This is a genomic window from Paraburkholderia tuberum STM678 (genome assembly GCF_902833905.1).
Lineage (GTDB): Bacteria > Pseudomonadota > Gammaproteobacteria > Burkholderiales > Burkholderiaceae > Paraburkholderia > Paraburkholderia tuberum.
This window is the reverse complement of record NZ_CADFGP010000097.1, coordinates 1-16237: the sequence shown is the minus strand read 5'-3', so window position 1 is coordinate 16237 and position 16237 is coordinate 1. Positions and strand designations below refer to the sequence as shown.

At 56.1% G+C, this 16237-nt stretch carries 15 protein-coding genes; 8 read left to right on the top strand and 7 right to left on the bottom strand.

The window, feature by feature from the left end:
• Positions 1 to 556 precede the first annotated feature (556 nt).
• The 4 genes from HWY30_RS38440 to HWY30_RS38425 all read right to left on the bottom strand — a co-directional run bounded on the left by HWY30_RS38440 (position 557) and on the right by HWY30_RS38425 (position 3567).
• Positions 557 to 934, bottom strand: coding sequence for a nuclear transport factor 2 family protein (locus tag HWY30_RS38440; RefSeq protein WP_090812618.1), 378 nt, complete (start codon positions 932 to 934; stop codon positions 557 to 559).
• A 62-nt stretch (positions 935 to 996) separates the two neighbouring features.
• Positions 997 to 1740, bottom strand: coding sequence for an SDR family oxidoreductase (locus HWY30_RS38435; RefSeq protein ID WP_090812343.1), 744 nt, complete (start codon positions 1738 to 1740; stop codon positions 997 to 999).
• A 93-nt stretch (positions 1741 to 1833) separates the two neighbouring features.
• Entirely contained in the window at positions 1834 to 2934 is a 1101-nt protein-coding gene (locus HWY30_RS38430; RefSeq protein ID WP_208524369.1) for an alkene reductase, read from the bottom strand.
• Positions 2935 to 2985: 51 nt separating this feature from the next.
• Positions 2986 to 3567 carry a TetR/AcrR family transcriptional regulator gene (locus HWY30_RS38425; protein ID WP_090812341.1) on the bottom strand — a complete coding sequence of 194 codons (582 nt, stop codon included), beginning with the start codon at positions 3565 to 3567 and terminating at the stop codon, positions 2986 to 2988.
• 433 nt (positions 3568 to 4000) lie between these two features.
• On the opposite strand from HWY30_RS38425, the gene ggt reads away from it, so the two are divergent.
• The gene (ggt, locus tag HWY30_RS38420; RefSeq protein ID WP_090812617.1) at positions 4001 to 5734 is read left to right on the top strand and encodes a gamma-glutamyltransferase; all 1734 of its coding nucleotides are present in this window, start codon (positions 4001 to 4003) and stop codon (positions 5732 to 5734) included.
• Between the two features lie 57 nt (positions 5735 to 5791).
• Here ggt and HWY30_RS38415 read toward each other — a convergent pair whose 3' ends face one another.
• A complete protein-coding gene (locus HWY30_RS38415; RefSeq protein WP_090812340.1) occupies positions 5792 to 6682 on the bottom strand; it encodes a LysR family transcriptional regulator in 891 nt (296 codons plus the stop codon).
• A gap of 225 nt (positions 6683 to 6907) precedes the next feature.
• Between HWY30_RS38415 and HWY30_RS38410 the strand changes: the two genes are divergently transcribed.
• The 7 genes from HWY30_RS38410 to HWY30_RS38380 all read left to right on the top strand — a co-directional run bounded on the left by HWY30_RS38410 (position 6908) and on the right by HWY30_RS38380 (position 14067).
• Positions 6908 to 7333, top strand: coding sequence for a VOC family protein (locus HWY30_RS38410; RefSeq protein WP_090812339.1), 426 nt, complete (start codon positions 6908 to 6910; stop codon positions 7331 to 7333).
• Between the two features lie 104 nt (positions 7334 to 7437).
• Complete coding sequence (locus HWY30_RS38405) at positions 7438 to 8682, top strand: cation:dicarboxylate symporter family transporter (RefSeq protein ID WP_090812616.1); 1245 nt, start codon at positions 7438 to 7440, stop codon at positions 8680 to 8682.
• A gap of 249 nt (positions 8683 to 8931) precedes the next feature.
• A complete protein-coding gene (locus tag HWY30_RS38400; protein WP_090812338.1) occupies positions 8932 to 10134 on the top strand; it encodes a pyridoxal phosphate-dependent aminotransferase in 1203 nt (400 codons plus the stop codon).
• Between the two features lie 10 nt (positions 10135 to 10144).
• On the top strand, positions 10145 to 10930 hold the full coding sequence (locus tag HWY30_RS38395; protein WP_090812337.1) for an SDR family oxidoreductase: 786 nt from the start codon (positions 10145 to 10147) through the stop codon (positions 10928 to 10930).
• A 35-nt stretch (positions 10931 to 10965) separates the two neighbouring features.
• Positions 10966 to 11676, top strand: a complete 711-nt coding sequence (locus HWY30_RS38390) for a ribonuclease activity regulator RraA (protein WP_090812336.1) — start codon at positions 10966 to 10968, stop codon at positions 11674 to 11676.
• 157 nt (positions 11677 to 11833) lie between these two features.
• Complete coding sequence (locus HWY30_RS38385; protein ID WP_090812335.1) at positions 11834 to 12517, top strand: LysR substrate-binding domain-containing protein; 684 nt, start codon at positions 11834 to 11836, stop codon at positions 12515 to 12517.
• A gap of 662 nt (positions 12518 to 13179) precedes the next feature.
• Entirely contained in the window at positions 13180 to 14067 is an 888-nt protein-coding gene (locus HWY30_RS38380; protein WP_090812334.1) for a glutamate/aspartate ABC transporter substrate-binding protein, read from the top strand.
• A 1201-nt stretch (positions 14068 to 15268) separates the two neighbouring features.
• Here the strand turns inward: HWY30_RS38380 and HWY30_RS38375 are convergent.
• Together HWY30_RS38375 and HWY30_RS38370 are read right to left on the bottom strand one after the other, a co-directional pair.
• The gene (locus HWY30_RS38375; RefSeq protein WP_090812333.1) at positions 15269 to 15589 is read right to left on the bottom strand and encodes a CcdB family protein; all 321 of its coding nucleotides are present in this window, start codon (positions 15587 to 15589) and stop codon (positions 15269 to 15271) included.
• Positions 15589 to 15831, bottom strand: a complete 243-nt coding sequence (locus HWY30_RS38370; RefSeq protein ID WP_244145174.1) for a type II toxin-antitoxin system CcdA family antitoxin — start codon at positions 15829 to 15831, stop codon at positions 15589 to 15591. Before HWY30_RS38370 ends, HWY30_RS38375 begins: the two co-directional genes overlap by 1 nt.
• Positions 15832 to 16237 lie beyond the last annotated feature (406 nt).

Genomic DNA, 16237 nt, shown 5'->3' with positions numbered 1-16237 from the left:
TGCGTATCCTGCTTGGAATGCGGCTCATGCAACGATGGCTCTCTTCCCGAGCGGCAGATAGATTCCCCACTTATTTTGTGACACAGTAAGATTAACCCGCTGTTGCGCTTCACCTTTGAAACCGCCCCCTCAAGTCAGGCCGTTTTCGAGGGCACAAGGTGTTCGACTCGGCGGGCGACGGGCGCTGCTTCGACCACTGCTCGGGCGATCTTCGCTGTGCGGCGAAGGCGCCAGCGCGATGGTTGCGAAGACTCCCACTGGCAGTACGCCGACATAAACTAAACAGCGGATCTGTGGCCGATAGCCAACCAATGTTTGCGAGCCCGGAGAGATAAAGCGAACGCACTTCCAAGCTTACCTACTTGCCGCCTGGAGGCGCGCTAAGAAGCGGAGTGGACGCGGGTCCCGCAGCAGAAAGCGCACCCCGTTGCTGCCGACTAGTCACTTCGCGCCTATAGGCAATAGGTCTATTCGAAGAATGGATCTTATGCTGGGGTAATGGCGCGCCATGCGCATGGCCGAGCGAAAACAGCCCGGCCATGCCCGGGTGATTAAATCAGACGTGGGTGTGATAGATTTTACTGACTATTGTCCACTTGCCTTCGACCTTTAAGAGATTGAAGAAATCAGTAAAGCAGAAACCGGAGAGGTCATTTGTGTCGATGCGAGCGCTGGCGGCGGTGCCTGCGATGTCGATTCGGGTGACAGCAGCCTTGGCATCAGGCGATGGCTTGAAAACACTGTCTATGGTGTCGAAGAGGCCTTGAATCGGACCGCCGGTCAATTTGCTATCGCCGTCGACGCCGAAGATGGTAGCCTGCTCGCTGAAGGCAGGCTTCATGATATTGCTTTTCGCTTGCTTGCCGCCCTCGTTGTACTGCTTGAGAACTTCCACGATCGCATTATATTCTTGCACGTAGGTGGGACTATTCATGATATGCATCCTCGAAATAACAAAACATTAAGGAAGAGTAGGGGCGAGAAACACCTGCCGACTTACCAGTCCTGCCGGGTTGGCGTGATAACAATGTCGTTTATATTGACCATCGCGGGTTGATTGAGGGCGTAGACGACAGCCTGTGCTACAGCTTCAGGTGCGATGGCAAGTTTGTTGAGCTCCTGCGCAGCCTTGCGGCCTTCTGGATCGCTGACTTTGTTTGCCCATCCAGTGTCGACTACCCCGGGACTGATCGTTCCCGCTCGAATGCCAAGGTGCACGGAAAGCTCCTTGCGCAAGGACTCCGTGACAGCCTGGACGAAGAACTTTGTTGCGCAGTAGATACCCGCCGATGGCACCACGTGATGGCCGGCAATAGAGTCCATATTCAGAATATGGCCGGACTTCTGCTGCTGCATAAAAGGCAGCACGGCCGCAATCGCGTTCAGGTAGCCTTTGATATTGACTTCAATCATCTTCTCCCAATCATCGGTCGCGAAGTCGGTCCAGTTCGAGAACAGCATTAGGCCCGCGTTGTTGACCAGGATATCGATGGAGCCGTACGCATCCTTGGTGAACTGTGCCATTGCCTTCATCTGTCCTGCGACTGTGACGTCTGCAACGTGACCTACAATCTCGCCACCGTTCTGTCGGGCAGTCGCAACAAATGCCTCGACTTCCGCGGCGTCTCGGGCAACGGCGACTACTCGAGCGCCCTGCGCCACGAGGGCCCGGGCGGTCGCCGCCCCGATGCCGGATGATGCACCAGTGATAACGGCAACTTTGTCTTGCAGATAATTCATGTTGAAGTCCTCTCTGAAGGTTTACCCTAAGCGATGTGGATACCTAATCGTCACGTTAGGGGACTGCGGTATGTTCCAGATATCGGCGTACGATTAATAAGCGCCGGTCGGCCAATCGGTGTAACCCTTCGCACCCCCGTTGTAGTAGGACTCGCGCGGCGCAATCGTTAGATCGGCACCGTGACGGAGCCTTTCAACGAGGTCGGGGTTTGCTATGAACAGGCGGCCGAACGCAACGATGTCGATCTTCCCTTCAGCACGGCGCTGAATTGCGAGGTCCAGGTCATAGTCGTTGTTGCCAATGTACGGACCGTCGAAGAGCGCCCGTAGAGCGTCCAGATCAACTCCGGCAGGGACGTCCCGCGAACCACCGGTCGCGCCTTCCACAAAATGTAGATAGGCCAGTTCCATACGATTCAGTTCGCGAATGAGGTGTCCGTATGTGGCCATCACGGTACTGTCCCGAGGGGTATTTCCAGCATTGGGCGAAACCGGCGACAGGCGTAAGCCAACCCTTTCGTTACCCCAAACATCGACGATCGCCCCGGTCACCTCCAGCGTAAGCCTCGTGCGGTTCTCAATTGAGCCGCCGTATCGGTCTGTACGCTTATTGGTGGAATCTCGGAGGAATTGATCTAGCAGATAGCAATTGGCAGAGTGCACTTCAACGCCATCGAAACCCGCGCGCTTGGCATTCTCAGCCGCATGGGCGTATTGCTCAACGATGCCGGGAATTTCTTCGGTTTCCAACGCTCGCGGCATCGATACCGGCACGAAGCCTTTCACTGTATAGGTTTCGCCTTCAGCTTTGATAGCTGACGGCGCGACCGGCGCTTCGCCGTTTGGCTGAAGTTCTGTGCTCGAGAAGCGCCCGACGTGCCACAGTTGGCTGACGATTTTGCCGCCCGCAGCATGAACCGCGTTGGTTACCTTCTTCCAGCCGGCGACCTGCTCGTCACTCCATATGCCTGGGGTAGCCGCATAGCCGCGACCCTGCGCCGAGATGTTCGTAGCTTCGGCCACAATGAGCCCGGCGCCGGCACGCTGAGCATAGTACGTTGCGTGCAGGTCATTGGGCACGCCATCCTCAGAGTAGCGGCTCCGCGTGAGCGGCGCCATCGCGATTCTGTTTGCCAACTCTATCGCGCCTAGTCGGCTAGGTTCAAAGAGGTCGGTTTTGGTGCTGGTATCCATCAGTTAATCTCGTAAAGTTGACCGGTCGACTACAAAAAGCAAAAAAGAGTGTTAAGACAGCAGGTGAGCCATGGCACCTAAGGCAATCTCAAACGATTTGCCATCATGATTCAGCTTGTCTAGCAGCGATGCACCTAGCCACAATTGATACAACGACTCTGCCAGTTCAATTGCGGGCTTGGTTGCGGCGATCGAGCCATCCACCTGACCTTGCCTGACACATTGCGCGATCCGCTCAACGATTGCGTCCGTTCCCCGTTTGAGGGCTTCGCGCAAATCCTGGGACAGGTCACACATCTCCGGTGCCAGCTTGACTACGAGGCACTTTCCGTCAGTAAGCCCCGTACACTGCTTGTCGGCCCAGAAGCGGAAATAGGCCTGCAGGCGAGCAGAAGCGCTGCCTTCGCCACTAAGCATTCCTTCGATCGTGGACAGGTAATCGTCAAAGTACCCCTCGAGCAATGCCTGACCAAACTCTTCCTTGGACTTGAAGTAGTAATAGAAGGAGCCCTTCGGAACGCCGGCCGCCGCCACGATCTCCGCTAAGCCCACAGCGGTGTACCCCTTTTCAGTCATCAAGGACTTCGCCGCACCCAGTATGTGCTGCCGCATTTCTATAGTTGGTTTCCTCATGACGACAGCCTATCAAATAGTTGACCGGTCGTCTACAAGTCGTGCGAACGCGGTCTCGCGGAACCGTAGCGATCGTGCCGCAGGACTGCTCGGTCAAATAGCGGCCCGAACCACGTCAGAGGCCGCCGGCATTGCATTCGGTCAAGGTTGGTAGCGCTCATCGGCGGTCCGTTACATTAACAAATGTGATGATTCACTAAAAAATTTATTGATTATGTTTGTTTTTTCTGCGGCCTAGGATACCTGAATTCGTTGGCGTCTACCGCTTCGGGAGATGCGGTCCGTAACACTAACTTCAGAGGAGTGCTAAGCCCGTGTGGCATACGAACCCGCAAAACTGATCGATCTTTGAGGTAGGAATCTTATGGCGGGTCCACCGGGTTCAGGGTGTCACTCGCCCATGGCATTGGATGGAGATATCAGAGGTGTTGACATGCTTGGTCTAAATATCGCATTGAAACGAAGTGTTTTGGTAGCGTGCGTGAGTTTAAGTGCCCTCTCGGCATGCGGGGGACATATTGACTCGCCAACTCAGGACGCGCCAACCCAACTCTCGGCTGGCGCTGCGGCAACGGGAGATAACTTCAGTGCCCAGGTCGCGCAGCAGATCTTAGCTGCTGGCGGCAACGCAGTAGATGCCGCAGTGGCGACGGCCTTCACCCTAGCGGTAACGTATCCTGAGGCCGGCAACATTGGGGGCGGCGGATTCATGACGATCTACATGAATGGACAGCCATACTTCCTGGACTATCGCGAAGTCGCCCCAGCGGCCACGTCCCCAACTTTCTTTTCACAGTTTTCGACTGCAGACGGCAAGGAAGACCCGCAGAGTAGCGTCCAAGGTGCCCAGGCAGTCGGTGTCCCCGGGACAGTCATGGGGCTTTGGACTGCGTGTCAGCGATTCTGCAAGTTGCCGTGGCAGCAACTTCTCGCGCCAGCGATCGCGCTAGCGCGCAACGGTTACATTCCGTCGCAGGACTCGGTCGACAACTATAGCGGCACGATTGCGGCGGATCAGGGCCATCCCTATCCCATCAACCTGTCGGAATACTTTGGCGGGATGAAGGCGAACCAGACTTTTACACAGCCGGATCTGGCGGCGACACTGGATCGGATCTCCAGTGGGGGCGCCGACGAGTTCTACAAGGGAAAAACCGCTGATCTGCTTGTCAGCTCCATGACCCAGGATGGCGGCAAGGGTGTTATCAGCAAAGCAGACCTGGCGTCGTACAAGCCGGTATGGCGGCAACCAATTTCTTTCACGTGGAAGGGGATGACTCTGTTGACGGCGCCTCCTCCGAGTTCGGGCGGTGTTGCGCTCGCTCAGTTGCTCGGGATGAAGGCGGATCTTGCCAATACAGCTTTCACCGGTGTGCCTGTAAACAGCGTTCAATACATCCACCTCAGCGCTGAGATGATGAAGCGTGTGTTTGCAGACCGAGCAACGTACCTAGGTGATCCAGACTTCGTGAGCGTACCTGTTGCGGGCTTGCTCGACCCAGACTACATCGCTCAACGCGCGGCGGAGGTCAACCCAACGGCAATATCGCCGTCGGCAAGTGTTGTTCCGGGAAAACCGAAGTTCCATACCACCCATTTCTCAATCGTGGACAAGTGGGGTAATGCTGTGTCCAACACGTACACACTGAATGGTTTTTTTGGCAGCGGTGTGGTCGTTCGCGGTGCTGGATTTGTCTTGAATGATGAGATGGACGATTTCGCCACCGTAGCAGGACAACCGAACGCTCTTGGAGTCGTTGGTGGCGATGCAAATGCGGTGCAGCCAGGTAAGCGTCCGCTATCATCGATGTCTCCCAGCATTCTGCTGCAGAACGGGAAGGTGGCGATGGTCATAGGTACTCCGGGCGGCTCACATATCTTCACGTCGCTCTATCAGGTGCTATCTGACGTTTACGATTACAACATGCCGCTTGCCGATTCCGTAAAAAATATGCGCTTCCATCATCAGTTGCCGCAAGGTACCGTTGTCTACTACGAACCGTACGCACCGTTCCCGTCGTCGCTCGTATCGGAGCTGGCGACGCGAGGGTATTCCGTGGCCAATAGTGGCTTCAACACGGACGTGGCGGCCGTTCAAATTGTCAACGGCAATCCGATTCCAGTGTCCGATCCACGCGGTCGTGGTGCATCGGTTGTCGCTAAATAGGCTCGCCGTGGTCGGAGGCTTCGGCCCCTGTTCTTGATGCCCCCGTGCTTTACGGTGTCAGCAGGGGTCGGCGTCGCCGGAGGAATCCGCACAGGAGCGGATCAGGTTGGCCAGATCTCGCACCGGTTCGGACAGGTTACCAAAGGCGCGGTGCACCAGGCCGACTTCGCGGTGAAAAGTATGCGCCCCGAGATCGATGGCACGAACTGCGGCGGGCCATCGCCGAAAGGCCGCCACTTGCGGGACCAGTGCGACCCCTAAGCCGTTCGCGACGAGCTTGACTATCGCTTCCAGTTCGTCGACCTCGCAGACTTCCCGGAGCGCGAAGTGCATGCCGCGCAAAAATTTGTCGACTTGACGACCACCGAAGGAAGACCGGTCGTAGCGGATAAATTGTTGGCTTGACAACAACTCTGCCCAGTCATCGCCCGCCACGTTGCGCGGTGCTATCAGCCTAAACGGCTCGCTCACCAGCGTGGTCCAGCGTAGATCCTTCTGAAGTGAGAAGGGCGGTCGGATAACAACTGCGAGGTCAATTTCGCCGGCGTCAACTGCGTTGAGCAATTCCAACGAGAGACCAGGAACAATCCGCGTTCTGCACTGCGGGTGCTGCCGATGAAATCGCGTGAGCGCTGCCGGCAGCAATGATCTCTGAGCTGAAGCAATCGCGCCAACGTTGACCAGGACGCTTGGCGGCGCCCCCACGGACGGAGATCCCAGATTCTCGTACAGACGAATCAGCTCCTGCGCCTGCAGCAAAGTCTGGTGTCCCAGCTTATTCAGCTTCGCGGCACGCCCCTTCCGATCGAAAAGTTCGAAGCCCAGCTCTGACTCCAGACGCTGCATCTGCGCGCTGACTGCGGCCTGCGTAAGGCCTATCTTGTCGCCCGCGGCGGCGAATGTGCCCTCGCGAGCAACGGCCAGGAGCGTCCTGAGTTCGCGGATCATATACAAATCCTTTTTGTGGAAATGAAAAATATATATTGATTTTATTTTCATTTTCGCGTTTCTACAATTTGTTTGTGCGAGACGAGCATCTCGGAGCCTGCCGCTTCGGCGCAGGAAACGAACAGCACTACAAGGCAATACCGCCGAGAGGTCTGGAAAAAATAGCGCCGGATCCAGCACCGACCGACCTTTGCCGCGGCCACAACATCATTCTCGGAGTTTTCAATGAGTCTTTCCCCGTTTCACCTGGCTATTCCAGTCTATGACTTGCCTGCTGCCCGACACTTTTATGGAGAGGTGTTTGGTCTCAAGGAAGGTCGTTCGGATACGCAATGGGTTGACTTCGACTTTTTTGGCCACCAGTTGGTCATTCACGAGCACGGCAAGACTGCCGACCAGGAGCATGCACGTGCCAATCCAGTAGATGGTCACGACGTGCCGGTTCCGCACTTCGGCATCGTGCTCAACTGGGAACAATGGGAAGCGTTGGCCGCTCGTCTGAAGTCATTTGGAACGAAGTTCGTAATCGAGCCTTACATTCGGTTCCAAGGTCAGGTAGGCGAACAGGCAACGATGTTCTTCCTCGACCCCTGTGGCAACGCGCTAGAGTTTAAGGCGTTCAAGGACATGAGTCAGCTGTTTGCGAAGTGATTAGGGGTGGCACGCGTTGACGGTGCCGCCTTTTTTACGCCTGACAGTACGAATAGCGCTTGAGCTCCGTTAAAGCGGACCATCCGGGCGCATCGGAGACAATCATGAAGCGCATAACATTGGTGTGGCAGATAGTCATTGGTTTGGTGATCGGCATTGCGGTCGGTTGGTTTTTCAACACTCACTCGCATAGCCAACAATGGGTAACTGCGGAAATACTGAAGCCGCTTGGCGATATCTTCATCAAGATGATGAAGATGGTCGTCGTACCAATCGTGTTTTCTTGCATGATCCTCGGAATCGCGGGTGGCGGTGATAGCAAGTCCTTCGGAAGAATGGGCATCAAGTCCATGTTCTACTTCTTCTCGATTACCGGCCTTGCTACGGTCGTCGGCCTGGTCTTCGGGAATTTGCTCAAGCCTGGTTTTGGTACAAATATTTCCGGTTTGACGCACGCCGGTACGACAATAAAAACCGAGCCCAGCAAAGGCGCCCTCATCGTCTTGCAAAACATTGTCCCGGACAATCTATTCAGTGCGCTTACCGACGGCAAGCTGCTTTCAATCCTTTTCTTCGCTGTACTGTTCGGGATTGCTCTGAACGCAATGCCTCGAGAGCGGAGCGCTCCGGTCCTCGCTGTGCTGCAGGGAGTCGCTGACGCAATGTTCAAAGTTGTCGCGATGGTCATGGCCTACGCGCCGATTGGTGTCTTTGGGATGATCGGAGCCACCGTTGCATCATTTGGCTTCGCTTCCTTGCTCCCGCTGCTGAAACTCATCGGTGTGGTCTACTTCTCGCTGCTCGTATTTGCCGTGGTGGTGCTCGGCGGAATCTGCTTGCTCATTGGCGAGAACATCTTCAGGCTGATGCGCCATTTCAGAAGCGAGCTGATTCTCGCCTTTTCGAGCGCCGCCTCCGCTGCCGTTATGCCTCAATTGATGGAGAAACTCGAGGAATATGGCGTGCCGCGGCGCGTGGTGAGTTTCGTGGTTCCGGTGGGCTACGCTTTTAATCTCGACGGAGCATCCATCTTCCTTGGTGTCGCTACGATCTTTATTTCTCAGTTGTACGGCCTCGACCTTTCCTTGTCGCAACAAGCAGTGCTCGTCGTGACGATGGTTCTTATGTCGAAGGGCGCTGCCGGCGTTCCAGGCTTCGCAATCATCATTCTGTCAGCAACCCTCGCCTCTGCTGGGATACCGCTCGAAGGGGTCGCGCTCATCGCCGGCATCTTCCGCGTGATTGACAGTGGAACGACGACATTGAACGTTCTCGGAAACGCGGTGGCACCACTGGTCATCGCTCGATGGGAGCAGAAACGCACTGCGGAAGAGAGAGTTACCGCGTAAAGGCGTCCCGCGAACGGCTGCGCGGTGCGGGATACGCCCTGTCTCGGAGGGCGTATCCCTTTCGGCCAGCACATGATGCCTCAAAACGTTCCGTTTCACGGGCGTAATAGAGGGTGCGGCGACCCTGGAGTTCAGCGCCTGCTTTATCACCGACGTCTACGCGCAGACAACCGTCTGCCGAACGCGGTGCGCGCATACAAGCCGATTTAAAAAATACTAGTTCGTTCTTCTTGAAATAAGGATCTGCTAATGCAAGTTTTATCTGAGATCTTCAACAAGGTTAAGCCGTCACCAACTCTGGCAATTACGAAAAGAGCAGGCGATATGCGACGGGAGGGTATCGACGTAATCGGCTTGTCGCAAGGCGAGCCTGATTTTCCTACGCCGGAGCATGTGAACACGGCGGCGAAAGCTGCGATAGATGGCGGGCAGACAAAATACACGGACGTCGACGGCACTCGCGAACTCAAGGAAGCGATCGCGAGGAAATTTCAGCGCGACAACGGGCTTTCCTATGAGGTTCCCGAGATCAGCGTTGGCACCGGGGGAAAACAAGTCATCTACAACGCCCTCGTCGCAACGCTAAATCCTGGCGATGAGGTGATTATCCCGGCGCCGTATTGGGTGTCCTATCCCGACATGGTTCGCCTCGCGGGAGGCAGGCCGGTGGAGGTTCATTGCCCTGCGAGCCAGGACTTCAAGCTCACCGCGTCGCAACTGCGCGATTCGATTACCCAAAAGACGAAATGGGTGGTTATCAATTCGCCTAGCAACCCGACGGGCGCAGGATACTCGGCGGCGGAACTGGCGGAGCTGGCCGCCGTGTTGCTCCGCCACCCGCACGTGCTTGTCTTGACCGACGATATATACGAGCACATCCGGTACGACGGGTGGTCGTTCTCAACAATTGCCTCTGTCGAGCCGCGGCTAAAGGAGCGGACATTGACGGTGAACGGAGTGTCGAAAGCCTACGCAATGACCGGCTGGCGGATCGGCTATGCAGGGGGGCCTCGCGCTCTGATTTCTGCCATGAGCACCATCCAATCACAGAGCACCAGCAACCCAAGTTCGATTGCACAAGCGGCCGCGCTGGCTGCGCTTGACGGTCCCATGGAGTTCCTTGCCGAACGAAACGAGATCTTCAAAGCTCGACGTGACCTGTGCCTCGACTCGCTCAATGCAACTGCGGGTCTGAGTTGCCGGCGTCCGGAAGGGGCGTTCTATCTCTTCGTGTCATGCGAGGGCTTACTCGATCGTGCAACTTCCGGGAGCGAGAAGTTGAAGAACGATATGGACGTCGGACGGTATTTTCTCGAGCAAGCGAAGGTAGCAGTCGTGCCCGGGAGTGCCTTCGGGACTCCTGGCTACTTTCGCATCTCATTTGCGACGGCGACGGAGCGGCTTGAGGAAGGTTGCAGGCGCATTCGAGAAGCCTGCGAAAATTTAAATTAGGAGGCGAACTATGGATCTTGGTTTGAGCGGTAAGCGGGCTCTTGTAATGAGTGCTGGTGGGGGATTAGGCAGCGAGATTGCGGTGGCGCTGGCGCGCGAGAACGTTGATGTTTGCGTTGCAGATCGCGACGCTTCGTCGCTTGACCAGGTGCGGGCTCGAATCTCCGAGGTCGGCGGGAAAAGCCGAGGGTTGGCTTTTGATCTTGGCGTTGCCGAACAATGGCGCACAGCGATCCAGGATCTGCTAGCAGACATCGGCGGCATCGACATCCTCATTAACAATACGGGAGGACCGCAGCCGGGGCCTGCATTCGGCCATTCCGACGGCGTGTGGCGCGAAGCGTTTGAATCGATGGTGATATCCGTAATTGGCATCACGGACCTGATGCTTCCTGGAATGCGTGACCGCGGTTGGGGTCGAATCATTACAAGCACATCGTCGGGAGTCGTTGCTCCGATCCCTAACCTCGGTCTCTCGAACGCTACGCGCATCGCTCTGGTTGGATGGTCGAAGACATTGGCTCGCGACGTCGCGAAGTTCGGGATTACATCTAACGTAATCGTGCCGGGCCGAATTGCCACGGCCCGTACTCGTTTTCTCGACGACTCCAAGGCGAAACGGGAGGGCCGCGACGCCGCCGCAGTCCAGTTAGAGAGTGAGGCGTCGATCCCAATGGGGCGTTACGGTGATCCACAAGAGTACGCCGATGTTGTGGCCTTCCTCGCCAGTAAGCGCGCATCGTACATCACCGGGTCGACCATCCGTGTTGATGGCGGTTTGATTGCGGCTGTCTAGTCCGCTTTACATATCCAGATAGAAAAGGAGTCGCTATGTCGACCTTCGAAGCAGATGAACAGAAGTTCGCGGCACTTTCGGGCGTCACGACGGCAACGCTCACGACCATTTTGCTCAAAAAGGGCTTACGCAATGTGTGGATCCGCGGAGCGTTTCCGATTGCATCTGGCACGAAGCGCGTTGTCGGTCGGGCTTTCACGGTGCGGTTCGTTCCTTCACGTGAAGACCTGGCGACGCCTGAGTCCTGGTCGTCACCAAATTCGACTCGCGGTGCTATCGAGCAGATGACTGCCGGATGTATCGCGGTGGTCGACGCAATGGGCGTGAAGGACGCGGGGGTATGGGGCGACATCCTTTGTGCACGAATGGCCAAGCGCGGCGTCGCGGCGCTTATCACTGACGGTGTTGTTCGTGACGTGACGGGTGTCTTGTCGACCGGTTTGCCAGTATGGGCGGCAGGTGCGGCGGCACCACCCTCGGTAGCAGGCCTCACATTCGTGGACTGGCAGCAGCCTGTCGCTTGCGGCGGCGTCGCCGTCTTTCCTGGCGACGTTATCGTCGCCGACCAGGACGGCGCGGTTCTTATCCCTGCGGCACTCGTTGACGATGTGGTTCAGGCCGCTGTCGAACAGGAACGTTTCGAAGCTTGGATCATGGACGAGGTCAATGCCGGTGCTGCACTGCCCGGTCTGTATCCACCGAACGAAGAAAACAAGGCGCGGTACGAGGCATCCAAGAAGGGTTGAGATCGCCCGTAGCGTGACGGCGGCGAAGCTATTGCCGCCAGCCGCCGACGAACCGCGCACGAGCTTCACGCGGCCCCGGTGGCCGGCTGCTTTTCCTAATGCACTGATGCGAGCCTGTCGGTCCCGAATCAGGCGATGACAATTTCCTCGAATTTCGATGGGACAATATCTGCACAATTCCGTAGGTCAACACCCGGCTATATCTGAGTCGGTCCTTATCGGCTCGACCGCTTTGGCGAACGGCAGCTGGCTCGTTGATGGAGTCTGTGGGTTTCGCAAACTCTTGCCGGGATGTCGTCTAAAAATCAGGCTGGGTGTTTCGCTGAACCTTGTAGGGCAGGTGCTTTCTGGGGAAGCGGACGGCGCCATAATTATCAAGCCGCCGTTTTCTCTACCTGTCGATTTGAAGTGGCATCCACTCGCGACGGAGCAGTTCGTCGTCCTGGTGCCTGAGAGCCTTAAAAACGAGCACTGGCGGGATCTACTCAGTTCCCGGCCCTTTCTACGGTTTGGCCGCGATTCCTTCAATCAACGGCACGTGGACAGTATCTTCGAAATGAATCACGTCAGCCATGGCGAAGTTATCGAGCTGGACGACTTGAACACGGTCATGGCGCTTGTCGCGAAGGGTGTCGGAGTCTCGATCGTTCCAGGGCTAGACGGTATACCTATGCCGCATGGCGTTACGACGCTCCCACTTGGCGGGGCAACCTTCTCACGCGAAATTGGTATCGTCGAACGTCAAGAGTTGCCACGTCGTGCTCAGGTCCAAGTGTTCGTTCGGTCGATGAGCGAAGCGGCAGGCAGCAAGAAGACCGCCGACAAAGGCCGCGCTCGCTAATAAAAAGAGGGAGGTGACAGGCAGGTTGGTCAGGACGCGGAATTATTGTCGCCTTGCGAAGTACAGCACGGACGTCGCAGCATCGCGCCTTGCCTGTGTCGGCACTGACCGTCCGGCAAGCACGTCCGTCGGCGCATCAGCCGCGCCTTCCTTCCTATTGGTCGCCTCACTACCGAGGGTGTGAACCGTGCGCTGGCTGTTTCAGCGCGATATCTCGCGAACAAGCAACTCGACGTACCGAAGTGTGGCCCCTTGCCGGCCAGTGAGGGTGTTTCGTGTGGCCGCAACGTTTCGACCATTCTCGACACTCGATCAAATTGTTCATTCGTCTCGATAGGCGACATATCCGGAGAAGCGTCGGAGGTTATCGAATGGGTCGCAGCTACGATCGACGCTGCGGCGTTGCCGCCGACCGAACCACTTCCGATGAAAAAACATACAACGGAGATTTGTGCAAAGCTCAAAAATATATAGCGAATTGTGGATTTTGTCGCGGATAGACTTCTTCACGTCGTCGGTCACATTCGGGACATCAAGTAGTCTTCAGCGGACACTACGAAGGGCTGTCAGGAAGTGGCTAGATGACCATTGCATAGGTGGTATCCATAGGTCGACGGGACCGTCGAAGAGGTTTTGTCAAAGCACGCGCAACGGGAGATTCCATGAAACGCACGGTACTTTCGCATGTTGTTTTTTGCTTCTTGGCTGCGAACGCTCACGCCCAAGAAAGCGGTACGCTGCATAAAATCAAAGAAACAAACCTCATTGCTCTTGGACACCGCGAGTCATCTGTCCCGTTTTCATATTACGACGATCGACAGCAAGTCGTGGGGTATTCGCGGGAATTTCAGCTCAGAGTCGTCGAGGCAGTGAAAAAGAAACTCGGTCTTCCGGGGTTGCAAGTTCGCGATATCCCGGTGACCTCCCAGAATCGCATTCCGCTCGTACAGAACGGTACGGTGGACATTGAGTGCGGTTCCACAACTAACGATCTCGAGCGGCAGAAGCAAGTTGCCTTCACCAACACGATCTTCATTATTGGTACGCGACTGCTGACTGCGAAAGACTCCGGGGTAAGAGATTTCTCGGACCTGAAAGGAAAAACCGTAGTCACGACGGCCGGAACCACGTCGGAACGCCTGCTTAGCAAGATGAACAACGAGAAGCAGATGGGCATGAGCATCATCAGCGCGAAAGACCATAGCGAGTCGTTTCAAGCGCTGGAAACGGGGAGAGCAGTCGCCTACATGAATGACGACGCGATTCTCTCAGGAGCTCGGGCACGAGCGCGGCAGCCCGACAACTGGGAGATAGTAGGAAGTCCCCAGTCGCGGGAGGCGTACGGTTGTATGGTGAGACGCGACGATCCATCGTTCAAAAAGGTCGCGGACGACGCCATCGCGGATATGGAAAAATCGGGCGAGGCCGCGAAAACTTATGCTAAATGGTTTCAAAGCCCCATTCCGCCTAAGAACCTGAATCTGAATTTCCCCATGAGTGAGGCAGTGAAGCATCTTTATAACAATCCGAACGACAAGGCGCTCGACTGAACGTCAGATGTTAGTGAAGAGCGGCGCGGCGCGCATGCAGCGCGATTCAAGCAGAGTGGTCTAATTCAAGCTCCCGGATGAGCACCTTCAGGCCAATATTATCGGATTAGCCGACGGGGCTTGGCGCAGCCATGTCCATCGAACGACTTCGCTACGGACGAATCTTCATTCGGTCAGGTGGGTTTGATGCCATCTGACCGATAACTTAATGCTGATCTCCGATTAATTCAACGGCGTAACGGCGAAGAATTCTACACACCGTCCACGCGCTCGTGGACGAGGCATACTTTTCCATTGCATTATTCTTTCTCGGGTCTTCGAAATCGCAAACGACTTGATGCTGAGCGTGATTGGTCTAGGGGTGCGACGCCTTCCGAGTGGCACAATACACTCCGTATGCTTCCATCTCCAACGCCAGACCCTCTCGATTCTGCTTCAGTTTGAAGCTACGGCATTTACTCAAGGTTGCAAGGGCGGTGATTCCTTTGCATATAACGTTTTGCCGCTTCCATCTCACGACGATGCCGCCAAGGTTACGGTTTCGCAAATTGTCGATGTCCGCCACGACCCGCGGATCATGCGGCTGCTGACTCGTGCGTAGTCCAGTCGTTAGCCTATCGCGCTTTCCATAATTAAGATGATCACTTTTCGTGAACTTTTTAGTTAAAATTGTGCGCTCCGGATCCGATTCTGTTTTTCCTGTTGAGCCAACCTACCGCGGGCGGAGCCTGAACAGCGCGGCGCTGCCCGCCAGCACGCGGCAGCGCCCGTCGCAGGCTAACGGACATGCCGGGCAGGGCGCGCATTCGTGGTGACTTTCCCGGATGCGGTCAAGCGGGAACGGCTGCTTCCTCGGTGACTGATTCAGACGGGCAGTTCCTGGCCGGAGATGCCTGAACTGCCACGACAGAATTCTTTAACTTCCCACGCAGGGTCCAGCGATTCGCGCATTGAGCGCCCGGGTTTCGATGTTCCGGTTGGCGCACCTTACTCCTGTAAAAGCTCACCATTTGCAAAGATTAACAATTGCAGATTCGCAACTAACCGTCTGTGGCAACTGCTCACACCACAAAAGCAAACCCGGCTTGCAGCGAAAGGGGCGATTCTGAAGATCGAACCAGGCGCCTTGTGACCGGCGATCACAGCGCCGGACCGGCGCTGAATCGTCACGTCGCTGGCTATCGCGCTGCATTGCTGTCGGTCAGAATGCACCGAAGATCCGGTCGAGCGCCGCCAGGATGGCTTCACGTTCATCCGAAAGAGAACCGATGCGTTTGCCGAGCGCGTTCAGAGGAACTGCACTCATGCCGGGCGTATCAAGGAAACATTTTTCGCCGTTAACCTCGAAAACCGGCAGCAGATCGGATGGTTTGCCCGAAAAAGCGAGATGCTCGACAGGTCGCAGAGGGATCACAATGCGCGTCGGCAAAATCCCAACGTGCGCGCCCTGTATGTCGAGCAGGTACGGCGCGAGTCTCCGCGTCTCTTTGTCGGGGTTGACGTAGAGATCGAACCGCGCCATTAGAACGTCCTGAATTTCGCTAGCGGAAGCCCGTCGCGATCGACCATCGCACTGTAGGCGGCGACCAATTCGGCGTTGTCATCGGCCCAACGGCGAGCCTCCGCCTCCTGAATTTCTTCCCGCACACCGCGCTCGCTCGCTCGCGAAAGGTTAATCCCCAGCTCCTTGGCCCGATCCAGGACTTCAGGCGGCAATGTGACGTTTGTGGACTTGCGCGGTCGAACTTCGAGTGCCTTACCCATGTGCCCATCCACGTTGCATTTTATGTGCATTATGGTCCACACAAGCGACCCGCGGCAAGTCTGCTTGATTCGGACTAGCTGCGTCCTGTTTCCATCAACACCCCAGATCCGTCTGATCCATTTTGGATGCGGGATCAACCCGTGACCTTCGTCGCTCCGCCAGCACGGCCGAGTTGGTCCACGACGTCATTTTTCGAAGCACGGTTCAGGTCAGCAAATTGAGTCGTGTTCCTATTGAGCCGGGTAGTCAGACCTTTGGCGCTTATAGAGACGTACCATCAACAGCGGATCCTTGATGTTTTAAATGCACCACGTGTCGAGGCCAGATAGAAATGTCCGGGTTGCGACTTTTTAGAAATGTCCGGTTTTGAGGTTCAGAAATATCTATGTTAGGGGGCTTTTGAGC

Coding starts and splice junctions, on each gene's coding strand:
- HWY30_RS38440 (WP_090812618.1), bottom strand. CDS start 934: ATGAATAGTCCCACCTACGTGCAAGAATATAATGCGATCGTGGAAGTT.
- HWY30_RS38435 (WP_090812343.1), bottom strand. CDS start 1,740: ATGAATTATCTGCAAGACAAAGTTGCCGTTATCACTGGTGCATCATCC.
- HWY30_RS38430 (WP_208524369.1), bottom strand. CDS start 2,934: ATGGATACCAGCACCAAAACCGACCTCTTTGAACCTAGCCGACTAGGC.
- HWY30_RS38425 (WP_090812341.1), bottom strand. CDS start 3,567: ATGAGGAAACCAACTATAGAAATGCGGCAGCACATACTGGGTGCGGCG.
- ggt (WP_090812617.1), top strand. CDS start 4,001: ATGCTTGGTCTAAATATCGCATTGAAACGAAGTGTTTTGGTAGCGTGC.
- HWY30_RS38415 (WP_090812340.1), bottom strand. CDS start 6,682: ATGATCCGCGAACTCAGGACGCTCCTGGCCGTTGCTCGCGAGGGCACA.
- HWY30_RS38410 (WP_090812339.1), top strand. CDS start 6,908: ATGAGTCTTTCCCCGTTTCACCTGGCTATTCCAGTCTATGACTTGCCT.
- HWY30_RS38405 (WP_090812616.1), top strand. CDS start 7,438: ATGAAGCGCATAACATTGGTGTGGCAGATAGTCATTGGTTTGGTGATC.
- HWY30_RS38400 (WP_090812338.1), top strand. CDS start 8,932: ATGCAAGTTTTATCTGAGATCTTCAACAAGGTTAAGCCGTCACCAACT.
- HWY30_RS38395 (WP_090812337.1), top strand. CDS start 10,145: ATGGATCTTGGTTTGAGCGGTAAGCGGGCTCTTGTAATGAGTGCTGGT.
- HWY30_RS38390 (WP_090812336.1), top strand. CDS start 10,966: ATGTCGACCTTCGAAGCAGATGAACAGAAGTTCGCGGCACTTTCGGGC.
- HWY30_RS38385 (WP_090812335.1), top strand. CDS start 11,834: ATGGGACAATATCTGCACAATTCCGTAGGTCAACACCCGGCTATATCT.
- HWY30_RS38380 (WP_090812334.1), top strand. CDS start 13,180: ATGAAACGCACGGTACTTTCGCATGTTGTTTTTTGCTTCTTGGCTGCG.
- HWY30_RS38375 (WP_090812333.1), bottom strand. CDS start 15,589: ATGGCGCGGTTCGATCTCTACGTCAACCCCGACAAAGAGACGCGGAGA.
- HWY30_RS38370 (WP_244145174.1), bottom strand. CDS start 15,831: ATGGGTAAGGCACTCGAAGTTCGACCGCGCAAGTCCACAAACGTCACA.